Below are 20,281 nucleotides of genomic sequence, written 5' to 3' on the forward strand. Positions count from 1 at the left end.
TACCCCAATATTTTTACATACACAAATAAAACGCCAGTTTTTTTATATTCTTGCATCATATTCCTGAAAAGAAGGACTGAGAAAGCAGGATAACCCCCAGATTTCACCACTTCCACTTCACCTGCATCTCCAGATCCATCTGATGAGAACCGGCTATTTCCTGCAAGCCGGAAGAGATGTGGGTGCGGTCGAAATAATCGGTGCTGCCCAGCTTTGCGATAACCAGCAGATGATGGCTGATTTCCGAACGCACCACCAGGGCATAGCGGATGCCCTCGCCAAAGTAACTGCCAAAACTCATCTGATAGAGCAAGCCCGGCTCATAGGCATAGATGCGACTGGCGAAATCCTGGGTGTGAAAATAGCCAAAACTGCCCTGCAGCCTCAGCCAACGCCAATGATATCCGAGGTTTTCATTCAGCAGATAACCGCTGCTGGAAGCATTCGGGGTGCCGCCGGAAGCATTCGGGGTGCCGCTGCCCGCATTTCCTTCCCGGTACTTCGTATAATCCACACTCGTCTTGGAACTCCAGTTTTTCGTGGTAACGCTGGCATAGAAACGGAGACGCCCGGTAGCGTTTCCCGCCTTTTCCTTATAGCGGACCCGGGCTCCCAGTGTCCAGGAACGGGCAGGAAGATAAAGGATATTCAGCAGATGATCCCAGCTCTGCGTACTCTGGCGGGTATGATACTTAGGCCAGGCAAAATAGGCAAAGTCGCTATAGGCGGTAATGGTCCAGCGACTGCCTGGCGACCACGTAGCCCCCACATACACACCATTTTCATCCTGCACGCTGCTTCCCTCGGCAAAACTGTTGCTGAACAGGGAATAGTATCTGGCAGAATAGAACCGCTGCACAGCCGTGAGCGAGAAATGATCGGAAAACTGATAAGATGCCGCATTGAGCGTGGCGACGGCTCCACAATCACCTGTTGCCGTTTCGCCACCTATCGTCCAGCGATGGGAAATATAGCCATAATCTACACTCACATTCCAGAAGGCATCACCTTCGGGAGCAAACCGCTTGTACAACTGCACCTTTTCTGGCATCAGCGGAAGGGAGAACGAGGTATAGAAGCCGGTGGCTCCAATATGCCAGCCCTGATGACGATAGTTGATGTTGCCACCCACCAGCGTATTGGAGGCTATATCCTGCCTGGCTATCTCCCTGCGTGTACGGTGCAGACCGGTCTTGAGTATGGTCTTGATGCCACCTTCATCACTCAGCGTGGCATCTATCTTGCGATAAGAGAGGAATCCGGTAAGGTCAAGTCCCTTCAACAAGGTATAGGTGGCTGCTGCTCCCTGCAGATAGTTGGCAGAAGAGCGGGAGGAATGAACTTTGACCTGGCTGGTGGTTCTGCCCAGCGAGGACAGCACCGAGAGTTTGCCGAAACTGAAGTCGTTATTGAGAATCAGTCCCATTCCCTCGTGCAGCCGATACCTGCCCAAGGTGATATTCTTCCATCTTCCCAGTTTCCTGACTTGCAGATAGAAGGAATAGAAATCATATCCCAGGTTGTTCCTGCCGCTTCCGAAAGGTTCGCCCGCATCCTGGGCACCAACGAATCCCATCTTCACATAGTCGCCATACCTGAACTGATAGCGCACCCCGTGCCTATACTTATATCCCAGGTATCCATCGGTTCCCTTGCCATCGCCCTTGCGCTCATAGAAAGGCACTTTCACCATTCCCATCACCTCGTGCTTGCCATACTTCAGGATATTCTTCAGGCTCGGGAACTGCTGGCGGGGAGTCTCGTCGGCTACATAGAAGAAGCTGTTCATCAACTGCCGCTGATACCAGCTGATACTGGGAATGAGAGCCAGTTCTGCCATCGTCTTCATCCCATGATAACGATAGAGATATGCCTGGATATCCTCTACCTGCGAAGGGGTGAGGAAAGGCAGATGCGCCATCTCTTCGCGGGTAGCCGTATTCAGATTCAGCGGATGCTGCGCCAGCTCCTCCAGTTCCTCCTCATAATCCTCCCAGGCTGTCTGTTCGAAATCCTCCATCTCCGAGAGTTCCATCAGATATTCCTGCCAAGGGTGCGAAGGGGCATGCTTCTCCTTATCTTCTTCCGGCAGGGAAGAGGAGCCTTGGGCACAAACAGAAGGGACATAGAATAACTGGGAGCTGCCTATGAGAAACAGTTTCAACAAAAAGCGGATGATAGGTTGCCAATACTTCATAGACAGGCAAAAGAATTATTAAATTTCCACAAAGATACTGCGAAATTCTGAAAATGAGTAAGAAAAGAGCAACTTTCTTTCTCTAAATGGGAAATTATCTGTAATTTTGCGGCATAATTAGGAATAGAAGAGGATTACACCTCTTTATATATATATAAGAGATGCTCCGGACAGGAAGCGGATATTTTAATTGGATCAAGAAGATTTTTATGAAACAGAAGATATTCTTTTTGCTGGCGATGCTCTTCTGCATCACGTTGCAGACAATGGCACAGACAGATGACGACAAGCCTGAAAACAAGGAAGTCGATATGGATGCCCCTACCTTCGAACCGATGGTGAAGGTGGGAAAGGTGCTGCTGGATAAAGACAGCATTCAATACGTGCAGGTGAACAACGTGTATGTTTATCCACAGCCGGTGTTCAAGAACGCCAAGGAAAGAATGGCGTACAACCGTCTGGTATATAACATCAAGAAAGTTCTGCCGATAGCCAAGGAGGTGAGGAAGATCATCATCGAAACGGGTGACTATCTGGAAACCCTACCCAACAAGAAGGCGAAGGATGCGCACATGAAGCTGGTGGAGAAAAGCATCAAGCAGGAATATACACCGAGAATGAAGAAACTCACCTATGCACAGGGCAAGCTCTGCATCAAACTGGTGTATCGTGAGTGCAATTCGTCCTCCTATCATCTTATCCAGGCATTCCTCGGTCCTATCCGTGCCGGCTTCTATCAGGCTTTCGCCGCCCTCTTCGGTGCCAGCCTCAACAAGAAATATGATCCGAACGGAGTGGATAGGCTTACGGAAAGAGTGGTGAGACAGGTGGAATCAGGGCAGATTTAATCATACTACTTATCAAGCAAACACATCCTCACTTCCTTTCAAGATGCTCTGATAATATGTTTTTTTCGACATAAATTGGTTGATTTTACGACCTATTTCGACCTCAAGTGAGCATATTGGGTCGTAAAAAGGTCGTAATTTACAAATTAGTCTTTTTACGACCTAATTATCCACTTTCGTCCTTTGGTTGTTATTAATTTATTCTCATCCATCTCAATAAGCAATTTGCCCACCATACGCAGTTGTTGTTCCTCTGTCTTGTTGGAAGGAAGTACATCCCTTAAGTATTCATAAATACTGTCTCGCTTTGCCCCTTCGTCACCTGCGTTTTGTAAGAATTGCAGTATCATCTGGCGTAATTTCTCCTTATCCAATCCTTTTGTCTTCGTATAAGAAGGGAGTTGATGCGTATTTTGGGCTATGCTAAGAGAAATGTTGTAATGCGGAGCATCACCTTCAATAAGTCCACGTTTGAGCAAGTCTTGTGCCACATCTTCATGTATTATCCTACCTTTTTGAATGGCATCAAGCGATATGCAGTCCCATAAAGAAAGAGTGTCATTGGTTTTCAACAAATCAGTGTATCGCTTATTGATTTCATTACCATAGATACGGACAACCACTTTCTTCTTTAGCTGGTCAATCTCATAGTCTGGCATAGGGAAGTGTCTGCGCCATTGCTCATTGAACATCTTCTTAATACCACGACTTACGGTATCAATCATGTTGAAATCTACCATCGCCCTACACAGACATTCATTGCGGAAATGCGTTTGAGGTTCTTCGTTCCTCAGAGCATTCTCCAAAGTGCCAGGGATGAACGTTCCTGCATTAGAGTAATACAGATAACCAGGATTCTCTACGAAATTGATGCGTTGTTGAAGAGTGTAGTCCTGATGAGCGATGCAGTTATGAAGAGCCTCACGAATGGTGTAGTCGTCATACTGCTTCATCGTGTCAGGGAAAAGTGTACCCCCAGGCATCTCACGCAATGTCAGGTTCTCTATCTTTGAGAGGATTTCGTCCACAGTCAAAATGAATGGAACAGTAAAGTGTTCGTAGTCCACTACATCTGTATTTTTATCTCTACGAGTCCAGGTTACTTGTGCAACAGCAGGACGAAGTTTGAAAGCCGATTCGTATTTGCCCAGTAATATGATAGCAGCACGTGTAATGCCACCATTTCGTGTCAGTCCACACTTGCCAAGGAATGTCTGAACGTTCCAGCCATTCACTTCCTCCGCAGGTATACGGCTGTGCACTTTCTTAAACATCATGCGAGCCTTGGCAACAGCCACTTCATCCAAATCATCTATTGTAGCATCAGACACAATCTCAGCAGACCAATCTTTGGCTGCATAGATTGGTTCTTCAAGGATGACAGCCATCCTTTCTTGTGTCATCTCTACCAAAGAATCCTCTATCCGTTGCCATGCTTTCTTATGTGCCAAGACAGGACGACGTGGCAAATGCTTTGGTATATGGATAATCCACACCGTTTTATGGGTATCATCTGTAATGAATTCCTCTATGGACAGTCCTTCGGATGAAAGGTATGTGCATTGTTCCGTCAATTTGAACGTTGCCGACTGCGTATTGGCTGGTTGTCCATTGAAGGTCAGCCTTGAAATATCCGTCCCGACTATTTCAAGCGTCTTGTCCTTGACACCAATCACCAAGTGTCCACCCTCCATATTGGCAATGGCAGACACATACGAGATAACATCGTCTTTCTCGTCACCGCAAAAAGAGTTCTTCAAGTTCTTGAACTCTTTCCATTCGCATCGTGCATTCTCCTGCGGATATTTGCGGAGAAGATATTGTTGTAGTTCTTGTTCGAGCATAATCTTTACATGACAATTTTACTTTTCCTCCCTGTGCCTATATCCATCCTTTGTTTTGGGCTTTGATAATGCAAGAAGTGTCATTGCCTATCGGAAAACCGACATCCTGAGTCATCCAAGGTAAATTTGTCAAATAAAATACCCTTATATAATTAACAAGAAAATGATATTCATCGCTGGATAAATCAACTATGTCAAACACGCCTTCCAAAAGAATTGTAACTCTTTCTTTACTTACTGAAAGTTTTTGGATATATTTACCATTTTCCTTATATAATTCAACTTCTGCATGACCATTAAGATGCCATGTTCCATCATTAATAAAAATCAAACTTGGCGAACATGTTTGCACATCTCCAATAATCTGTTTCAGTTTTAAACAATTAAGTTTTGTAAGGATGCTTTTAATTTTTGTGTTATCGGCCATTTGTTCCATTTTCTTTGCATTCATGGTCGCATAGCTATTTAATAAAGATACAAAATCCTTAAATGTTAAAGAATTATTATATGTATAAGAAACTCCTAATGATTTTTTCATTCCATTAATATACATACAATGTTCAAATGTATCCTCCTTGAAGAAATGACTTTTCTTGCTTATACGATAAAACGTATTTGGCAAACGTGAAATTTTATAATCATCATTTATTATAGCCATAATATGATATTTTCTCTCTAAATCTCTTTGATAATAAAGTTCAATAATAACATTGTTTGACGCTAATGTGTTTCCCTTATATTTTATGGGGATATAAAACAATACTTGGTAGAGCAAAATGTTTTCTGATAATAGATGCTACATCGTGTTCCGTATAGATAATTCTCTTTATTTTTTGTTGTTTGGCAAGAAAATCTTCGCGAGTTTTATCTCTAAGGGTTGACGTTCTATAGTTTCCTTGTTCGCTAACCTTTGAATCACTAAACTCAATGTGAAGTTTACGAACCAATTCCATTCTCTCTTCATAAGTAAGCGTCAAGTACATACATTCAGCGCTTTCTATTGACATAATAAATGTTACAAAATTGGTATTCCCTTCTATAGGGAAAAAGCGCCCTTTATCTCGTATTATTGGATAAAGTTCTACAATACTTAGATCTGCTATAAGAACATTATGCACTCCATTTTCTGCTTCTTTCAAAGCTATATGAAGATTGAAGTGAGTTTGATAGCCAAAATCATTCCAATTACCATAAGATAAAACATATTTGCTTGAAGCAAGGGTATGCAATCCTGATAATTCATGAACACAAGTCCATAGTTTCGTTCTTTCCATAATATAAGTTTTGAATATGTTATAATCTTAATAACAATAGTTCGTTAATAATTCAATAATGTGCTAAGCAGCTATACGCTGTAAGCACGAGAGATCTTTGAAAATCTTGCTAATTAAAGTTCGGTTCGGGGTGTACCCGCTTGCTTTAAAAATTCGTTTCACCAGATAAATGTTGGTCATCAGTGACTTGAATGAAGACATAGAATATTCCATTCCCATCTCCTTCATAGTTACCTTGGCAACATTTAGTGAAGTGAAGAAGCATTGATAGCAAAATCGAGTTTCCACCTATTGCGAGCCTGCCAGTCCATAAGACCAGTATAGCCTTTGGCATCACGAAAGCAAAATTCGATCTGGAACCTGGTTCTATAATAAAGAAGTACTTCTTCCCCGAAAGTGAGGTGTCTGTAGAGAAGAATAGTTTCTTCTTGCCATTCGGCATCTGCCAGATGACAAGTCTAACTTTACACTTGAGAGCCTTGGAATAGGCTATCAAAGTATAAGCTGTTCCTTCTATATCTTTCATCTCCATCTTCTCCATTCGAGTGAGGTCAAGATTTGTACTTGTAGAGAAGTAAACATCTGCAACCATGAGGGTTGAGAGTTTGAGAAGTTCCTTGCGATAACGCTTAATGACGCTGATATAGAAATCTACCATAGTCTTGTTTCTGAGACTCAGTTCTTTATTACTTAGCGACTGGTGGGCTCTTAACATCATGCAGTCTTTGGCATCAATATCAACGAGACCAATACCCAAGATTTCGAGACCATGTTTAACAGACTGTGCACATCCTGACCAAAAACGACCGATATGTGGAGTATTCTTGCCAGCTTTGCTGATGTAACTGGGATCAATGGCAATAGTCCATCTTCCCTGTTGACCGAAGATTTGCAAAGTTACTGAAAAATCAGCGACTTAAACAACCTTCCACAGTTAAGCTTTCATAACCATTTCTTAATATAAGCTATTGATTTACAAACTATTAAATATTAATCTAACGCAGTATTGTTAATCATTGATTATCTTTATAGCACCTTTGGGTATATAAGCGGAAGCAACCAAATAGCTCTCAAATAACTCCACAACCACTCTCTGTTGTCCAGCAATCCTTGCCACTCTTCCATGAACGCCCTTGAACTCACCTTCCGCCACAACAACGTTGTCACTCAATTTGAATTGGATGTTGTCGGAAGTAACCGGGATGACGTGAGGATTTTTAATGGACGTTAGACGGATGAAGTTAGCCATTGCTTCGTCACTGATTGTAAGTGGAGGATTGTAATCAGGATTGCCTTGAAGATGGATTGTGTGGTCAAAGTAGTAGCTGAGCAAGGCTCTACTTTCATTCGTCACAACCTTATTGCCGTGAATCAAGGTTTCTACTTGTTCTACCGAGGCATGAACAAATATAAATGAGGGGAGAAGAGGCTCTGTTATGATTCGCTTCTTACCTTGCTTCCTCACCTCTTTATATCGCAAAGGAACATAACATTCCAATCCTTTAGCTTCTACAAACGCTTTAGCTTTGATAATTCGCCCATACGAAACTCGCAGAACAAACCATTGTCTGTTTGTATTAGGCACATTCTCTACCGACACCCCACCTTTGTTCTTTGAGATGGGGGGCGTACAAGAGGTAAGTCTTGCACTTGGACACGATGAACCTGTGTCAGTAGGTTGCCCATTATACAATGAAGCATTAGCCGCTAAAGGCTGTTTGATTTTATCTTCCAATATTATATTCAGAGGTTAGATGAAAACCAATAGACCTTTCTTCTTCAGAATTGTCACATTTTGACTACAAAGATAAGGAAACTTGTTGATACGAAAGAATAAATTATAGAGAATCTTTGCTTACCGCCTGCATTTTAACAAATATGAGGTCGGTTGGTGCACCATATGTAATAAATATCCACACAGAACTTGCTCCAGTTTGTGAAGATTACATTAAGAAAACCGATACCCTTAGGGAAAGAAGCATTCCTGATAATAGGAAACGGCTTCCAGCCCTAAGGGTATTTTTTGACGGAATAAGGGAATGTTATGGATACTAGTAGAAGAGAAAATCTATACTATTAGGAGTATTTGTCTATACTATTAGAAGAAAAAGTCTATACTATTAGGAGAAATCTCCGTTCATAAGTTTTGAATGTGCGTTCAGCGTCGTTGAATGTACATTCAAAAGCGTTGAACGTACGTTCAACGACGCTGAACGGAAATTTCTCCTAATAAAAAAAGAAATGCCCCTAGAGGTAACTGCTTTTTCCTCTAGGGACATTCCTTTTTATTCCTCGGTGTAAAGCACCTGAATCATAGTCTGACCCACTGCCTTCAATACGTTCTTATCCAGATGAGCCATATCATCGCTCACGGTGTGCCAGGTAGGACCGAAACTGCTCTGCTGGCAATCAGGATAGTAGGCTATCACATCAATGGTAGGAATCTTCGCCTTCTCGTTTACCGGGATATGATCATCCGTAATCATACCGCCATCACTCTTAGGGAAGAAACTGCCGTAACCAGCCTGACGGGCAGCAGCCCATACTCGCTTCACGATGCCACCAGCATACTGCATAGACATTCCTTCGCGGTAGAAGCGGGCTCCCTGACCGCCTACCATATCCAGGAGGATACCATAGCGAGGATTGTAACCCTCTGGCTTGTTCTCGCTCCAATACTGCGCACCCAAAGCCCAGCTGTTGCCATCATCCTGTGCATCAGACCATTGAGGCACGCCCCAATCCTCGGTATCGAAACATACGAAATCTACGCCGATATTTGGATTCAACTTCTTGTCTGCCTGCAACTGGCGTGCAATCTCCAACATGACGGCTACTCCGCTGGCACCATCGTTGGCAGCCATTACAGGCTTGCGCCAATTGGTACTGTCGGGATCGTTATCCGCCCAAGGGCGACTGTCCCAATGGGCACAAAGCAAGATACGGGTTTCAGCCTCGGGTTGTAATGGGCAATGATATTGGTATTCTTCAATATCGTGCCATCATAGCCCTTCAGGTCTGCCTTCTGGGTCTCTACCTCACAGCCAAACTGCTTGAACTTGCTCACAATCCATTCGCCGCACTTATCGTGCGCCTCGCTGTTCATCACGCGAGGTCCGAAATCGCATTGCGCTGCACAATAAGCCAATGCCGAATCGGCATTGAAAGCCGGACCTACGGGATTCAGCTTCTCCGCTTCCTCTACCTCCTGAACATCTGGCGAGCTTGCACTGCTGGCATTCTTATAGCTGATGGTACCAGCCACCAGTCCGGCAGCTACCACCACACCTAATATAATCTTCATTTTTTTCGTCATAACATTAATGTTTAAAGTTCTGCACCTGCGTCATCACTCTGAGCCAGTTGCCTCCCCAGATCTTGGCGATATCCTGCTCGCTGTACTTGCGGCGCAACAGCTGGAGTGTGAAATTAATCAGCTCGGAAGAATCAGCAAGTCCGCGGATGCCTCCGTCTCCATCGAAATCGGTACCCAAACCTACATGGTCGATGCCCATCACCTCGATGGCATGCTCCAGATGGGCAATGGCATCCATGATGTCTGCCTCGCCCTCCTTGCGCAGGAATCCATGATAGAGCGTAGTATGAGCCACACCTCCACGGGCTGCCAGGGCACGCATCTGATCATCGGTAAGATTACGGGGCACATCGCAGAGCGCACGGCTGCTGCTATGGCTGCACACGATAGGAGTCTGACTGATTTCCAAGGCATCATAGAAACTCTTTTCGCCTGCATGGCTCAAGTCCACCATGATGCCGTGGCGGTTCATCTCCTGAATCACCTTGGCTCCGAAACTGCTCACGCCATTGTGGGTATTGCAGCCACGGGCACTGTCACAGATGTCATTATCGCCATTATGGCAGAGGGTGATATATACCACGCCTCGCTGGGCAAAGTACTTCACATTGCTCAGATCGTGCTCCAGGGCAAGACCATTCTCAATACCGAGCATAATGCTCTTTCTGCCCTTTCGCTTATCGCTGTAAAGATCGGCAGGAGTTCGGGCGATACTCAGGTAGGCGCGGTTCTTGCTCACGATTTCCTCAATCTTGTCGAAGATGAGATCGGCATACTGCAGAGGTCCCTGTACATCGAGGCCACCTTGCTGCTGAAGCTCTCGCCTATCTTAGGCTGCGGCAGGTAAGCCACCATGGTGGTAGCATCCTGATGTCCGTCGGTCATCTTGTGCAGATCTACGAGGATGCGGGAGTCGCGATGATTGAACTTCACGCCCTGCGGGAAGAACATCGGGGTATCGCAATGGGTATCGAGGGTAAGGATACGCTTGTGCAACAGCTTGGCTGCATGGAAATTTCCAGCCTGGTTTACCAGCCACTGGAAGATCTTTCCGCCTTCCTCGCCCAGCCACTCCGGATGCCACTGCACGCCGAGTATCTGCTTATACTCATTGCTCTCTATCGCCTCGATGATGCCATCGGTAGATTTGGCGATGATGCGCATATGCCTGCCCGGCTCGCTCACAGCCTGATGGTGGAACGAGTTGACGAGAATCTTTTCCGAATTATATATATGATATAAGGTGGAATCCTTCTTGATTTCTACACTATGGGTTGGTTCGGAGCGGTCGGCATCCTGACTGTGCTTCACCATCTGCTTGATATCCTGATACACTTTTCCGCCCAGGGCTATCGCCAGGGTCTGGATGCCTCGGCAGATGCCGAGCATCGGTATCTGACGGTTGAAAGCCAGACGGACAAGCATCAGCTCTGCAGCATCACGCTCCTGATTGATATTGTGAAGGCGGGGAGACGGCTCCTCGCCCATCCACAACGGGTTATGGTCGCCCCCACCCGTCAGGATCAAACCATCCAGATGCTCCAGGGTATTGATGATGACAGTACTGTCGGCAACTGGCGGGATGATGACAGGCGTTCCACCTGCCGCAATCACCTGCTTGTAATAACGGTCGCGAAGCGTAGCATCAATGTTCTCGTAATTGGCAGTAAGACCGATTACGGGCTGATGCTTCGCTTCAGGAAAAGAAGAGTACGCACCCTTGAGATGTGACTCCAAGTCAAATGTTTCCATTTGTTTATTTCTAAATACAAAAAAATTACTCTTCCTCCAAAAGTACTGGAACCTCGCGCTTGATGCTCTGCTCAAGCGAGATGAGTGTTTCGGTAGATACTACACCCGGGATAGCCTGGAGCTTGTTGTTCAGCAAGTCCATCAACTGCTCGTTGTCACGGGCATACAACTTCAAAAGCATGGTATAAGAACCGGTTGTGAAGTGGCACTCCACAATCTCAGGAATGTTCTGAAGACGCTCTACCACCTTCTTGTACATATTACCACGCTCCAGGTTAAGTCCTACGTATGTACATGTAGAATAACCCAGACTCTTAGGGTTTACATCAAATCCGCTACCGGTGATGAATCCATCCTCCATCAAGTGCTGGACACGCTGATGGATGGCTGCACGAGACACGCCACATTCTGCAGCTACGTCCTTGAAAGGAATACGGGCATTCTTGGAAAGGATGCCGAGAATCTTTCTGTCAAGATTGTCTATTTTCTCCATTTCTTCTTTATTATTATGTTCTATTTTAAGGTATTCTTCTATACCAGATAGCAAAATTAATAAAAACTATCGAAACAGACAACAAAATGCACGAATATTTTGCAATATCCGTGCATTTTGTTGTTTTTTATACTGATTTTAACCAAATTTTCAGATTTTTCCTGCTATTTGGTCGTTACTTTCTCTTTCTGGAAGCAGACTTCTTGCCAGCAGACTTGGCTGGAGTCTTAGCCACCTTCTTCTCTGCACCTACGGCTACATCATCCTTCTGCTCGCTGTCAGCCTCAGGCTTTACCTCTGGCTTCACGATGCTCACGAGCTCCAGGTCGAATACCAATGTAGAATATGGAGGAATCTGACCAGCCTGACGCTCGCCGTATGCCAACTCATAAGGGATGTAAAGCTGCCACTTGCTGCCAACAGGCATCATGGTGAGAGCCTCTGTCCAACCCTTGATCAGACTGCCGGCACGGAACTTGTCTGTGGCAGCACCACCATGCTTGGAAGTTGCATCGAATACGGTTCCGTCGATGAGACGACCCTCGTAGATAACCTCCACCTCATCAGAAGCCTGAGGAATCTCGCCCTGACCTTCCTTGATCACCTTATACTGCAAACCGCTAGGCAAAACCTTGACACCTGGCTTCTTGGCATTGGCTGCCAGATATTTCTCGCCAGCACCAGCCAAGGCTTCCTTCTTGAACTCGCCAGCCTTGTGCTCGGTAAAGATAGTGGTATCATTGGCAAGAGCTGCCACGAAACCACGGCTGAAGACTTCGGCATTGATAGAATCCTTGGTGCTCTTCAGCTCCTCGCGGGTTCCAGGTAGAATGCGCTGATTTACCATCTGGGCAATCTGCATACCTACGATATAGGCAGTACCCTTAGGAGTATTTGCCTGCTGGATAGCCTCCTCGTAACCACGGATGAAGTCTGCCATATAAGCAGTATCCACCTGATAACTCTGCTGGATGAATGGAACCAGACCACGGGTGGCATAGACACCAGCCGCATAACTCAAGGAATCACCCTCACTGGCAAGAACCACTGGAGTTACCTTCTTCACATTCTTCTTCTTGCTTGCAGCACTGGCTGTAAACAAAGAAGCACTCGCCACGAGGACGAGTGCTGTCATTAAATATTTCTTCATTTCTTATAAGTCCTCTACTCAAAATGAGTTCCCACAAAAATTACTTGCCACCTACAGAGATCAACTCAATCTTGAAGATCAATACAGAGAATGGCTTGATCTGACCCTGCTCGCGCTCACCGTAAGCCAACTGCTGAGGGATGTAAACCTCCCATACAGAACCTGCTGGCATGTGAACCAAAGCCTCAGTCCAACCCTTGATAACCTGGTTAGCACGGAGATCTACAGCCTGACCACGCTTGAAAGAAGAATCGAATACCTTGCCGTCGATTGTCTTACCCTCGTAGTTAACCTTTACCATAGATGTATCCTTTGGCATAGGACCGTTACCCTCCTTGATTACCTTGTACTGAACACCTGAAGGAAGAGTTACCACTCCTGGCTTCTTCTTGTTGGCAGCGAGGAACTTCTCACCAGCCACCTTGTTAGGACCATATTCCTTCTCCATGTTCTTTGCCTTGATGGCCATCATCTTGGTCTGTGCTACCTGAGCAGCCTGCTCTACAGTCATCAAACCCTTCTTGCCGGTAGTACCTGTGATGAAACCAGCCATGAAGTTCTTCAAAGAGATAGTCTTGGTAGAATCGTCACCGAATACCTCGTGGTTGATACCCTTCACCATCTGGTTAGAGATCTGCTGACCAATCTGAATACCTGCATAGTAAGCAGCCTTCTTCTTGTCATCACCAGCGTTGGCACCATCGTTGAGACCCTTGATGAAATCATCCATGTAAGCGGTATCCACGCCCATGCGCTCTACCATAAACTCCTTCAGACCCTGAGTCTGAGACATACCCATGGCATAGCTCATTGTATCAACATCATTCTTGAGATCTGCCTTTGGAGTAGAATTGCCACAAGCTACGAATGTAGCGGCAACACAAGCCACGAGGGCTCCGAAAAATAACTTTTTCATTTTCAATTTTATGTTTTATTCTTTGTTCTCTATATTACTTTACTGCAACAAGCTCTACATCGAAGATCAATGCTGAGAATGGAGGAATAGCTGCTCCTGCGCCACGCTCGCCATAACCCAACTGATAAGGGATGAAGAAACGGTACTTAGCACCCTCGGTCATCAACTGAAGACCCTCTGTCCAACCAGCGATTACCTGGTTCAATGGGAAGGTAGCTGTCTGACCACGGTCGTAAGAGCTATCAAACTTAGTACCATCGATGAGTGTACCCTCGTAGTGGCACTCTACCTGATCTGTAGCCTTAGGAGCCTTGCCGTTACCCTCGCGCAGAATCTGATACTGCAAACCGCTCTTGGTAGTGATGATACCATCCTTCTTAGCGTTCTCTGCGAGGAACTGCTCACCAGCCTCCTTGGCAACCTTGCCCTTCTCTGCAGCTGCAGCCTGAGCCTTAGCCTCCTGCTCTGCGAAGAAGTTCTGTACCAACTCCTGCGCTTCCTGCTCATCAAGCTGAAGCTTGCCTGCAATCGCATCCTTTACAGCCTGTGCAAAATCATCAATGTTCAAACTCTCTGCACCCATAGAAGCCAACTGGCGACCGATGCCAATGCCTAAAGCATAACTTACTTTATCCATAAATTTATCTTATAACTTTGTATTAATATTCTTTATTTTGTACTTATTGTCCTTAAAACGAGTGCAAAGATAACATTTTTCTCGCTGATAACGATGATATTTAAAGAAAAAAGTGTAAATTTGTGCATTCTTAATAAGAAGATTAAGAAAATATGAATAAATTAAACGTGATAAGATGAAGAAACTCGTATTTTTAACCGGCGCTGGAATGTCTGTGGAGAGTGGTTTCAAAACTTTCCGTGGAAATGATGGCTTGTGGGAGAACTATCCTGTGGAACAGATAGCTACCCACGAGGGATGGGAAGCTGACCCTACCCTAGTAACTAACTTCTATAATATGTTGCGCCATAAGCTCTATGCCGCTCAACCTAACGAGGGACATAAACTTATCAAGGATCTGGAGAAGGATTTCGACGTAACGGTGATTACACAGAATGTGGATAACCTGCACGAGAAGGCGGGATCCAAAAACGTGATCCACCTGCATGGAGAACTCTCCAAAGTCTGCTCTTCGCGCGATCCTTACGACTACCGATACATCAAGGAGTTGCCGGAGAATGACTGTGAGGTGGAGCCTGGAACCAAGGCGGGCGATGGCAGCTTGCTGCGACCATTCATCGTCTTCTTCGGCGAGAGTGTTCCGATGATAGAGCCTGCTGCCGAGGCGGTACAGCAAGCCGACATCTTCGTCATCATCGGTACTTCGCTCAACGTGTATCCTGCCGCAGGTCTGATAGCATACACCAAGCCGAACATTCCTATCTATCTGATAGACCCAGGTGCCGTAAACACCAACGGCTACTACAAGATTGAGCATATCATGAAGGGGGCTTCTGAAGGAATGAAGCAGCTGAAGGAGATCCTGGAGAAATAAGCAAGAAAATCGCCCTGTAAGAGCAAAAGCTTTAGAATGAGATGCTTTTGCTTTTACAGGGCGATTTCGTTTTATATCAAAAAGCCAATTATGCCGAAGCTCTGGTTCCCATACGTGCCTCGGCTACGTTTACCACGTAATCACCGAGCTTCTCGCACTCCTGAATGATATCCATATACAGGGTTCCTACACCATAGGTATAGAGATGGTTGTCCACATCATCCAGGTTCTGGTTTCTCAACTGAGTACGGAAGTTGTTGATTTCCGTCTCTATATTATAGGTATGGTTCATATTGATCGTCTGGCGGTCGTGAGCAAACATGAAGTTCATCTGGGTAAGCGACTCATCTACCAGCTTGAACATCTGATGGATATTCTCATTCTGCTTGGCAGTGAACTCCTCCTTGTTCTCTCCCTTGCGCTTGATGGTGCGGGCGAGGTTGTAACAGCTGTCACCAATACTCTCTATCTCGGAAATCGCACGCAGCATCGAACGAATCTTCGCCTTGGTATCATCACTCAGATGGGCATCGCTCACCTGATCCAGATACTTGGCTATCTCAATCTCCATATTATCCGATATGCCCTCATACTTCTCGATGCGCTCATAGAGCTTATCGAAAGTCTTGGCATCCTGGGTATCCATCAACTCTCTCACCATACCAAACATACGATGAATGCGCTCGCCGAAACTGCCGATTTCCTGCTGTGCCTCGAAAACTGAAAGCTCCGGTGTCTTCATGATACCAGCCTGGATAAAGCGCAGGCGGAAATCCTCCTCCTCCTTGTCTGCCTTAGGCTTGATAAGCTTGCAGACCACCTTTTCCAACTGTGGAATAAACCAGATGAGTACGCCCGTATTGCAGACATTGAAGCAGGTGTGGAACATCGCCAGGACGATAGGCAACAACTTCGCCTTCTGAGCAGCCGACATACCGCCATCAGGATCGTAGCCCACAATAGAGCAGACGAAATCCACGAAAGGATAAAACAGGCAGAGAACCCAGATGACACCAAACACATTGAACACCAGATGAGCCAAAGCCGCACGACGAGCCTGGGCATTGGCACCCAAAGCAGCAAGGTTGGCAGTAGCAGTGGTTCCGATATTCTCACCCATCACCAGCGCAATACCCAGATAGATAGGAAGCACTCCCGTAGAACAGAGCAGGATGGTAATCGCCATCACCGCAGCAGAACTCTGTACGATGCAGGTAATAAGCGTACCTATCAAAAGGAAGACGACAATGGTGAAATGACTCTTCGTATCGAAGGAACCGAAGAAGTCGATAACTGCCGGATTATGCTCCAGATCGAGAGCCTTGCCTGCACTGCTCAACAGAACGAGCGAGAAGAAGAGAAAGGCGATACCGAAAAGAAAATCTCCAAAATACCGGCGCTTCTTGCTATATATCAGCATAATGCCGAGGAAGAACGCAGGGAAAACCACGATGGTTAAATCTACATTATAACCCAGCGACATAATCCATGCCGTAAAAGTGGTACCGATGTTGGCACCCATAATCACGGAAATGGCTTGGGCCAGGGTGAGCAGACCTGCATTCACAAAAGAAACCGTCATCACGGTGGTTGCAGAGGAACTCTGAACAGCACAGGTAATAAAGGTACCTGTAAGCATTCCCGTAAATCGGTTGGTAGTCATAGCTCCTAAAATGTGGCGCAACTGGGATCCTGCCATCTTCTGCAAAGCCTCACTCATCACCTTCATACCATAGATGAGCAATGCCAGAGAACCGAGAATCTGAAAAAAAATCACAAGATATTGACTTGTATCCATAATTAATTGTTTTTGTGGAAATGTTTGTTACGTTTCGATTGCAAATATAATAAGAAATCCGCTTATTACGAAATATTAAGCAAGGATATTTCAAATTGTAACAGCATTGTAACATCCTAAACCAATGAACATCTTTAAAAAGAAACAAAGCGCTCTTTTCTATCTACTATTTATTATATACCGTTTTTCTACTCTTGATATAGAAGGAAAGGAGAAATTAGTGGCCTATTTTGTTACATATTTAATAAAAAACAAAAAAAGATGCCAAGAAACTTTGTATTCTCCGATTTTTTTTGTTTCTTTGCCTTATAAAACTATAAACAGTCATATAACAGTCGTAATTATGGGAAAAGGTAAAAAAGGCGGCAAAAGAATGAACAAGGCGCAGCTCACTGAGATTCTGCAGCAATTCTTTGCCGAAAGGCCGGGCGAAACGCTCAGCTTTAAAGAAATATTCCGTTCCCTCCATCTCACCACGCATCCGCTCAAGATGCTGGCTATCGACATCATGGAGGAAATGGCATGGGATGACTATCTGGCAAAGGTAAGTGATAATTCGTATCGCCTGAACCAAAGCGTGCAGGTGATGGAGGGTAAGTTTGTTAGAAAGGCAAATGGCAAGAACTCCGTCATTCCTGACGGCGAAGAAAATCCTATCTTCGTTTCTGAGCGCAACTCTATGGGAGCGCTCAATGGTGACCGCGTGGAATTCACCTTCCTCGCACGCCGAAAGAACCACATCAAGGAAGCACAGGTAAACAAGATCCTGGAACGTGCAAAAGATACCTTCGTTGGTAGATTGAAAGTGGACAAGGATCTGGCTTACCTTGTTACACCAAGCGATGTCTTCGCTCACAACATCATCATTCCAAGAAGAAAGGTGAAGGGTGGAAAGACCGACGACAAGGCGGTGGTACGAATCATAGAATGGCCGGATGGAGAAAACAAGAGTCCTATCGGTGAGGTTGTGGATATCCTCGGACAGAAGGGTGACAACGATGTAGAGATGAACTCTATCCTCGCCCAATATGGATTGCCTTACAAGTATCCGAAGAACGTAGAGGATGCTGCCAACAAGATTTCAGGAGAAATCACAGAGCAGGACTACAAGGAGCGAGAAGACTTCAGAAAGGTTTTCACCTGCACCATCGACCCGAAAGACGCCAAAGACTTCGACGATGCCTTGAGTATTCAGAGATTGGAGAACGGCAACTGGCAGGTGGGTGTCCACATCGCTGATGTTTCACACTACGTCACGGAGGGCAGCATCATCGACAAGGAAGCCGTGAAGCGTGCCACTTCTGTCTATCTCGTAGATCGCACCATCCCGATGCTCCCTGAGCGTCTCTGCAACTTCATCTGTTCGCTTCGCCCTAACGAGGAAAAACTGGCATACAGCGTCATCTTTGAACTCGACAACAATGCCGAGGTCAAGAACTACCGCATCGTGCATACCGTCATCGAGAGCGACCGCCGATATAAATATGAAGAGGTACAGGAACTCCTAGAAGCAAATGGCGTGATTGATGGTACCGGCGAACCTGCACCGGCAGAAACCAAAGAGCATCCATACCAGGGTGAAAATGCACTCCAGCTTATCACCCTTGATAGACTGGCAAAGAAACTTCGTGCTGCAAGATTCAAGAATGGAGCCGTGAAGTTCGACCGAGAGGAACTGCATTTCGATATCGACGAGAAAGGCAAGCCTATCAGCTGCTACTACAAGCGCTCTAAGGATGCCAACAAACTCGTGGAGGAATTCATGCTCCTAGCCAACCGTACGGTGGCTGAAAGCATCGGAAAGGTGAAAAAGGGAAAGAAGCCAAAGACGCTTCCTTATCGTATTCACGATAATCCAGACCCACAGAAGCTGGAAACCCTGCGTGAATTCGTTGTGAAGTTCGGCTATAAGATGAAGACCGAGGGCACCAAGGGCGCCACAGCTAGAAGCCTGAACCAGTTGATGGCTGACTGCGAAGGCAAGCCTGAGAACAACCTCATCCAGATGGTAGCTCTCCGTGCAATGATGAAGGCAAAGTATTCCGTCCACAACATCGGTCACTTCGGCCTGGCATTCGAATACTACACTCACTTCACCTCGCCGATCCGCCGTTATCCGGATACAATGGTACACCGCTTGCTCACCAAGTATGCACAAGGCGGCAGAAGTGCCAACGAGAAGCATTACGAGGAACTCTGTGAGCATTGCTCCGACATGGAGCAGATTGCACAGAATGCAGAACGAGACAGTATCAAATACAAGATGGTAGAATTCATGGGCGATAAGCTAGGTGAGGAATTCGATGCCCACATCAGCGGTATCACTTCTTACGGCATCTATGCAACCATTGATGAGAACCATTGTGAAGGTATGATTCCGATGCGAGACATCGCAGACGATTACTATGACTTTGACGAGAAGAACTTCTGTCTGATTGGTCGTCGTCATCACAACAAGTACCAATTAGGTGATGCTATCCGCATCAAGGTGGCGCAAGCAACCTGGAGAAGAAACAGCTTGATTTCGCCCTAGCCGGCGATTCTGCTCCTGTACGCAAGGAAAAGCCTGAGGCTAGTACTTCTTCCAAGAAAACAAAGAAGTCGAAGCAGAAGACACGTAATCATCGTAGAAACAAATAAACTCTCCATATCAAACTGGGCTGACCTTTAAGGTTGGTCCAGTTTTTTCTGCGTCATCCAGGACCGAACAGGTCAAAAATCTGCGCACATCTGTGAAATCTGTGTGAAAAAGAAAAAGCAGCAAAGAAAAATCTGCGTCATCTGCGAAATCTGCGTGACCTAAAAAACAATTCGCGTGAGAAAGAATAAAATCTGCGTGAAAACAAAAAAACCTCAGAAATCTTTCGAAATCTGAGGCTTTGATAAAAGAAGGCGGCTACCTACTCTCCCGCATTGCATTGCAGTACCATCGGCGCAAGTGAGCTTAACTTCTCTGTTCGGAATGGGAAGAGGTGGGACCTCACCGCAATAACCACCTGATAATGGGGTATGACGTATTTGCACACAAGCAAACTGTATTTGATAGTAAAGAACCACCGTCCCTCTCGATTTTATCGAGAGTCAACAGCTGAAACTATGAACTTTCCTAAAGAAAGTGTTCGGGCAATTAGTAATGCTCGGCTTTGACATCGCTGTCTTTACACCTGCATCCTATCAACGTC

12 protein-coding genes, 1 rRNA gene and 4 pseudogenes are annotated in these 20,281 nt (G+C 45.6%); 3 read left to right on the forward strand and 14 right to left on the reverse strand.

Annotated elements, in window-relative coordinates; all coding sequences use genetic code 11:
* Nucleotides 1–103 precede the first annotated feature (103 nt).
* Nucleotides 104–2,197, reverse strand: coding sequence for a helix-hairpin-helix domain-containing protein (locus DW830_RS00620; RefSeq protein ID WP_119248492.1), 2,094 nt, complete (start codon nt 2,195–2,197; stop codon nt 104–106).
* A gap of 209 nt (nt 2,198–2,406) precedes the next feature.
* On the opposite strand from DW830_RS00620, the gene DW830_RS00625 reads away from it, so the two are divergent.
* On the forward strand, nt 2,407–3,045 hold the full coding sequence (locus DW830_RS00625; protein ID WP_119248504.1) for a DUF4294 domain-containing protein: 639 nt from the start codon (nt 2,407–2,409) through the stop codon (nt 3,043–3,045).
* Nucleotides 3,046–3,200: 155 nt separating this feature from the next.
* On the opposite strand, the gene DW830_RS00630 is transcribed toward DW830_RS00625, so the two are convergent.
* The 11 genes and pseudogenes from DW830_RS00630 to DW830_RS00680 form a co-directional block, all read right to left on the reverse strand.
* The gene (locus tag DW830_RS00630) at nt 3,201–4,889 is read right to left on the reverse strand and encodes an RNA-binding domain-containing protein (RefSeq protein WP_119248493.1); all 1,689 of its coding nucleotides are present in this window, start codon (nt 4,887–4,889) and stop codon (nt 3,201–3,203) included.
* A 37-nt stretch (nt 4,890–4,926) separates the two neighbouring features.
* On the reverse strand, nt 4,927–5,664 hold the full coding sequence (locus DW830_RS00635; RefSeq protein ID WP_158573403.1) for a hypothetical protein: 738 nt from the start codon (nt 5,662–5,664) through the stop codon (nt 4,927–4,929).
* Nucleotides 5,624–6,163 (reverse strand): hypothetical protein, encoded by a 540-nt coding sequence (locus DW830_RS00640; protein ID WP_119248495.1) that lies wholly within the window; start codon nt 6,161–6,163, stop codon nt 5,624–5,626. The genes DW830_RS00635 and DW830_RS00640 overlap by 41 nt, the downstream gene beginning before the upstream one ends.
* 63 nt (nt 6,164–6,226) lie before the next feature.
* A pseudogene (locus DW830_RS17220) lies at nt 6,227–7,049 on the reverse strand (transposase); the annotation flags it as partial.
* Between the two features lie 123 nt (nt 7,050–7,172).
* On the reverse strand, nt 7,173–7,898 hold the full coding sequence (locus DW830_RS00650; protein WP_158573404.1) for a UpxY family transcription antiterminator: 726 nt from the start codon (nt 7,896–7,898) through the stop codon (nt 7,173–7,175).
* A 550-nt stretch (nt 7,899–8,448) separates the two neighbouring features.
* Nucleotides 8,449–9,479, reverse strand: a pseudogene (locus tag DW830_RS00655) (M28 family peptidase).
* A gap of 4 nt (nt 9,480–9,483) precedes the next feature.
* Nucleotides 9,484–11,231, reverse strand: a pseudogene (locus tag DW830_RS00660) (membrane dipeptidase).
* Nucleotides 11,232–11,256: 25 nt separating this feature from the next.
* Nucleotides 11,257–11,724, reverse strand: a complete 468-nt coding sequence (locus tag DW830_RS00665; protein WP_089544771.1) for an Lrp/AsnC family transcriptional regulator — start codon at nt 11,722–11,724, stop codon at nt 11,257–11,259.
* A 175-nt stretch (nt 11,725–11,899) separates the two neighbouring features.
* Nucleotides 11,900–12,874 (reverse strand): FKBP-type peptidyl-prolyl cis-trans isomerase, encoded by a 975-nt coding sequence (locus DW830_RS00670; protein ID WP_119248497.1) that lies wholly within the window; start codon nt 12,872–12,874, stop codon nt 11,900–11,902.
* Between the two features lie 40 nt (nt 12,875–12,914).
* The gene (locus DW830_RS00675) at nt 12,915–13,790 is read right to left on the reverse strand and encodes an FKBP-type peptidyl-prolyl cis-trans isomerase (RefSeq protein WP_089544773.1); all 876 of its coding nucleotides are present in this window, start codon (nt 13,788–13,790) and stop codon (nt 12,915–12,917) included.
* A 34-nt stretch (nt 13,791–13,824) separates the two neighbouring features.
* On the reverse strand, nt 13,825–14,427 hold the full coding sequence (locus DW830_RS00680) for an FKBP-type peptidyl-prolyl cis-trans isomerase (RefSeq protein WP_089544774.1): 603 nt from the start codon (nt 14,425–14,427) through the stop codon (nt 13,825–13,827).
* A gap of 175 nt (nt 14,428–14,602) precedes the next feature.
* Here DW830_RS00680 and DW830_RS00685 point away from each other — a divergent pair, with 175 nt between their 5' ends.
* On the forward strand, nt 14,603–15,301 hold the full coding sequence (locus DW830_RS00685; protein ID WP_117663817.1) for an SIR2 family NAD-dependent protein deacylase: 699 nt from the start codon (nt 14,603–14,605) through the stop codon (nt 15,299–15,301).
* A gap of 88 nt (nt 15,302–15,389) precedes the next feature.
* Here DW830_RS00685 and DW830_RS00690 read toward each other — a convergent pair whose 3' ends face one another.
* Nucleotides 15,390–17,099, reverse strand: coding sequence for a Na/Pi cotransporter family protein (locus DW830_RS00690; RefSeq protein WP_118311133.1), 1,710 nt, complete (start codon nt 17,097–17,099; stop codon nt 15,390–15,392).
* Between the two features lie 343 nt (nt 17,100–17,442).
* Here DW830_RS00690 and rnr point away from each other — a divergent pair.
* Nucleotides 17,443–19,739: pseudogene (gene rnr / locus DW830_RS00695) on the forward strand (ribonuclease R).
* Between the two features lie 247 nt (nt 19,740–19,986).
* Here the strand turns inward: rnr and rrf are convergent.
* Nucleotides 19,987–20,099: ribosomal RNA gene (gene rrf, locus DW830_RS00700) — 5S ribosomal RNA — on the reverse strand.
* Between the last annotated feature and the right edge of the window lie 182 nt (nt 20,100–20,281).

Source organism: Prevotella sp. AM34-19LB (genome assembly GCF_003468525.1).
In the GTDB taxonomy this organism is placed as follows: Bacteria; Bacteroidota; Bacteroidia; order Bacteroidales; family Bacteroidaceae; genus Prevotella.

Coding starts and splice junctions, on each gene's coding strand:
- DW830_RS00620 (WP_119248492.1), bottom strand. CDS start 2,197: ATGAAGTATTGGCAACCTATCATCCGCTTTTTGTTGAAACTGTTTCTC.
- DW830_RS00625 (WP_119248504.1), top strand. CDS start 2,407: ATGAAACAGAAGATATTCTTTTTGCTGGCGATGCTCTTCTGCATCACG.
- DW830_RS00630 (WP_119248493.1), bottom strand. CDS start 4,889: ATGCTCGAACAAGAACTACAACAATATCTTCTCCGCAAATATCCGCAG.
- DW830_RS00640 (WP_119248495.1), bottom strand. CDS start 6,163: ATGGAAAGAACGAAACTATGGACTTGTGTTCATGAATTATCAGGATTG.
- DW830_RS00665 (WP_089544771.1), bottom strand. CDS start 11,724: ATGGAGAAAATAGACAATCTTGACAGAAAGATTCTCGGCATCCTTTCC.
- DW830_RS00670 (WP_119248497.1), bottom strand. CDS start 12,874: ATGAAGAAATATTTAATGACAGCACTCGTCCTCGTGGCGAGTGCTTCT.
- DW830_RS00675 (WP_089544773.1), bottom strand. CDS start 13,790: ATGAAAAAGTTATTTTTCGGAGCCCTCGTGGCTTGTGTTGCCGCTACA.
- DW830_RS00680 (WP_089544774.1), bottom strand. CDS start 14,427: ATGGATAAAGTAAGTTATGCTTTAGGCATTGGCATCGGTCGCCAGTTG.
- DW830_RS00685 (WP_117663817.1), top strand. CDS start 14,603: ATGAAGAAACTCGTATTTTTAACCGGCGCTGGAATGTCTGTGGAGAGT.
- DW830_RS00690 (WP_118311133.1), bottom strand. CDS start 17,099: ATGGATACAAGTCAATATCTTGTGATTTTTTTTCAGATTCTCGGTTCT.